This is a genomic window from Streptomyces viridosporus, assembly GCF_002078235.1.
Classification (GTDB): Bacteria; Actinomycetota; Actinomycetes; order Streptomycetales; family Streptomycetaceae; genus Streptomyces; species Streptomyces viridosporus.
Window position 1 is genome coordinate 1 of sequence record NZ_MSGP01000598.1, and the last position, 3659, is coordinate 3659.

General features: G+C 74.9%; 3 protein-coding genes and 1 pseudogene. 3 read left to right on the top strand and 1 reads right to left on the bottom strand.

Annotated elements, in window-relative coordinates:
- Positions 1-39 precede the first annotated feature (39 nt).
- The 3 genes and pseudogenes from B7L92_RS33790 to B7L92_RS33800 form a co-directional block, all read left to right on the top strand.
- Positions 40-1395, top strand: a pseudogene (locus tag B7L92_RS33790) (alkaline phosphatase D family protein); the annotation flags it as partial.
- A gap of 252 nt (positions 1396-1647) precedes the next feature.
- On the top strand, positions 1648-2100 hold the full coding sequence (locus tag B7L92_RS33795; RefSeq protein ID WP_081241073.1) for a DoxX family protein: 453 nt from the start codon (positions 1648-1650) through the stop codon (positions 2098-2100).
- Between the two features lie 272 nt (positions 2101-2372).
- Positions 2373-2972, top strand: a complete 600-nt coding sequence (locus tag B7L92_RS33800) for a DedA family protein (RefSeq protein WP_081241074.1) — start codon at positions 2373-2375, stop codon at positions 2970-2972.
- 55 nt (positions 2973-3027) lie between these two features.
- Here the strand turns inward: B7L92_RS33800 and B7L92_RS33805 are convergent, their stop codons facing one another.
- The gene (locus tag B7L92_RS33805; RefSeq protein ID WP_081241075.1) at positions 3028-3258 is read right to left on the bottom strand and encodes a DUF2277 domain-containing protein; all 231 of its coding nucleotides are present in this window, start codon (positions 3256-3258) and stop codon (positions 3028-3030) included.
- Positions 3259-3659 lie beyond the last annotated feature (401 nt).

The window sequence follows — 3659 nt, forward strand, 5'->3', positions numbered from 1 at the left end:
AGATGTGAATAAGAGACGGCCGTCATCCCCGCCCCGGGCCCCGGCGACCGCGTGCGCATCGCCTTCGGCTCCTGCCGCTGGGCCTCCCCGCCCGCCGGCGGGCACGACCCGGTCGGCCCCGACGCCCTGGACACCCTGGCCGGGCGCATCGCCGCCGACCCGGACGGCGAACGGCCCGACGTCCTGCTCCTCCTGGGCGACCAGGTGTACGCGGACGAGACCTCCGACGCCACCCGCGCCTGGCTCGCCGCCCGCCGCGACCCGAACGACCCTCCGGGCGACCAGGTGGCGGACTACGAGGAGTACACCCGCCTCTACTACGAGTCCTGGCTCGACCCGCGGGTGCGCTGGCTGCTCTCCACCGTCCCCAGTTGCATGATCTTCGACGACCACGACGTCATCGACGACTGGAACACCTCCGCCTCCTGGGTCGAGGACATGCGCGCCACGTCGTGGTGGCGCGAGCGGGTGCTCAGCGGTCTGATGTCGTACTGGGTGCACCAGCACCTGGGCAACCTCTCCCCCGCGGAGCTGGCGGCGGACCCGCTGTACGCGGCCGTGTGCGAGAGCCCCGACGGCACGGACGCGCTGCGCGCCTTCGCCTCCCGGGCGGAGGCCGACGCCGCCACCGTGCGCTGGAGCTACCGGCGCGACTTCGGCCGGGTGCGGCTGCTGATGGTGGACAGCCGCGCGGCCCGCGTCCTGGCGGAGGGCGAGCGCTCCATGCTGGACCCGGGGGAGGCGGCCTGGTTGCGCGAGCAGGTCCTCGACGGGCGCGGTTCCTACGACCACCTCCTCGTCGGCACGTCCCTGCCCTGGCTGCTGCCGCACCTGGTGCACGACGTGGAGGGGTGGAGCTCCGTGCTGTGCCGGGGCGACAAGGGCACCCGCTGGGCGCGGCTCGGGGAGAAGCTGCGGCGCGCGGCGGACCTGGAGCACTGGGCGGCGTTCCCGGAGTCCTTCGCCGATCTGGCGGAGCTGATCGCCGAGGCCGGTACGGGACCCGAGGCCCCGGCGACGGTGTGCGTGCTCTCCGGCGACGTCCACCACGCCTACGTCGCCGAGCCGAGCTGGCCGGGGCGGGCCGGGCCCGACGCCCGGGTGGTGCAGCTGACCTGCTCCCCCGTCCACAACTCCATCCCCCTGTCGATGAGGCTCGGCTTCCGCTTCGGCTGGAGCGCCGTCGCCCGGTGGCTCGGCCGGGTCTTCGCGCGGCACTCCGGTCTCGCCCGGCCGCCGGTCACCTGGCGCAGGACGGGCGGGCCGTGGTTCGGCAACCAGCTCATGACGCTGACCATCCGGGGGCGGTCGGCGGTGCTGCGGCTGGAGCACGCGCGGGAGGACCGGGCCGGGACGCGCCTGAGGACGGTGGCGGAGACCCCGCTGAGCCGGTGACCGCCGGGGAACCTGTGAGCCGCCTGTGCGGGGAGGTGCGTATTCGGTCACACCGCTGGACACGGTGGTGGGGCGGCGACCGTACTGACGTGCGACGGTGGGCGGGCGAGGGCCGCGAACCAAGGCGTCCTCACGGCTGAATGTTGAACTTGCAAGCAATGTTTAGGGATGCCTAACGTGAAGTTCCGACTCGGTTCCGTCCCCCCGGACCGGTCCCGCCCGGGGCCGGCCTGACCGAAGGAGACCCCCCACATGACCGGACGCCTCAACAGCGCCCAGCCCTACGCCCTGGGCGCGTTCCGCATGGTCGTCGGCCTGCTGTTCGCCTGCCACGGCGCCGTCGCCCTGCTCGGCGTGCTCGGCGGCGCGGACGGCAACGGCGGCACCGTCGAGGCCGGTGCCTGGCCCCAGTGGTACGCGGCCCTGATCGAACTCGTCTGCGGCAGCCTGGTGCTGCTCGGCCTCGGCACCCGCGCCGCCGCGTTCCTGTCCTCCGGCGCGATGGCGTACGCGTACTTCAAGGTCCACCAGCCCGAGGCCCTGTGGCCGATCGACAACAGCGGCGAGGGCGCGGCCCTGTACTGCTGGGCGATGTTCCTGCTGGTGTTCACCGGCTCCGGCGCCTTCGGCCTGGACCGGCTGTTCGCCAGGCGCTCGCCGGCGCGGGAGAAGCAGACGGCGGACCAGGCCGCCGTGGCGGTCTGAGCGGCCCGACCGGCACCGGAGGGTGTCCTCCCCCGCCCGGGGAGGACACCCTCCGTCGTCCGCCCGGGGCCCTCCCCCGGTCCGGGTCCCGGGCGGCGGACCGCGGGCCCGTGGCGGACGCCGGCGAACTCCCGGCAGCGGGCGCACGAACCCCCCGTGACCTTTCTGTCACACACCCCGCGTACGCTGTATGGCTGTCAACGGTCACTCCTGCCGCTCCCCCCGCGACATCGCGGCACGGTCTGACCCACGGGGGAGCACGGGGAGTTCGGGTGGAGAGTCTCGGGGCGCTGGTCGGCAGCCCGTGGATCTATGCGGCGGTGGCCCTCTCGGTCCTGCTCGACGTGTTCCTGCCGGTCCTGCCCAGCGGGGTCCTGGTGATCGCCGCGGCCACGGCGGCGGCCACGGCGGCGGCCGACGTGCCCGACATCCTGGTGCTGACGCTCTGCGCCGCCACCGCCTCCGTCCTGGGCGACCTGGTCGCCTGGCGTCTCGCCTGGCGCGGCGGTCCCCGTCTGGACCGGGCGATCGCCCGCTCCCGGCGGCTGACCCGCGCACAGGAACGTCTCGGCACGACGCTGGTCCGGGGCGGCGGCGGCCTCGTCGTCCTCGCCCGCTTCGCCCCGGCCGGCCGCTCGCTCGTCTCCCTCGGCGCCGGGGCCGCACGCCGCCGCGCCCGCGAGTTCCTTCCCTGGTCGGCCCTGGCGGGCCTGTCCTGGGCCGCGTACAGCGTGGCCCTCGGCTACTTCGGCGCGCACTGGCTCGGGGCGACCTGGCTGGCCACGGCGGTGTCGGTGGGCGCGCTGTTCGGGGCGGGGGCGGGAGCGGCGTTCCTGGTGCGGAGGCGGCCCCTCCCTTCGGAGGCCCCGTAGGACCCGCGGGACGGACCCTGCCGTCCGTCCGCGGACCCGGTGCTCCGCCGGTGCGCTACCCCGCCCGCCGGGCCTCGGCGCCCCGCACCTCCAGACCGTCCAGCAGTGCGGCGGTGGCTTCGGCGATCGCGTCCACGGCCCGGTCGAAGACCTCGCGGTTGTGGGCGGCCGGCGCCCGGAAGCCGGACACCTTCCTCACGTACTGCAGGGCAGCGGCCCGGATGTCCTCCTCCGTGGCCTCCTCGGGCAGCGCGGGCGGACGCAGGGTCTTGATGCTCCGGCACATGCCCCCAGTGTGACCCGCCGGGGGGCCTGCCCGCCACGGAACCGGCGACTGCGGCGGTCCCGGCGGACGGCCATCGCTCCACGGGGCCGGCCGGTTCGAGGGGCTCCCGGCGGGACGAGGCCGCCGACGCGGTGCGACGCCGAGGCCGGCCGCCCCTCGAACCCGCCCCTCGAACCGGACGCCGTCGGCGGCGCGTTGCCCCGCGCGGCGCGGCGGCGCGGCGCGCAGGTTCCCGGGACCGGGCGCGCGGTGCGGGAGTTGGCCCGCACCGCGCCGCAACGGCCCACCCGCCGCAACCTTCTGCAGGTTTTCCTCTCCCATTTCTACCTCTACGCCCCTACGTCCTTCATCGTACTCTATTCTCGCCCTTTCCTCCTTCTACTCTCTGCTTTCAGTCCTTC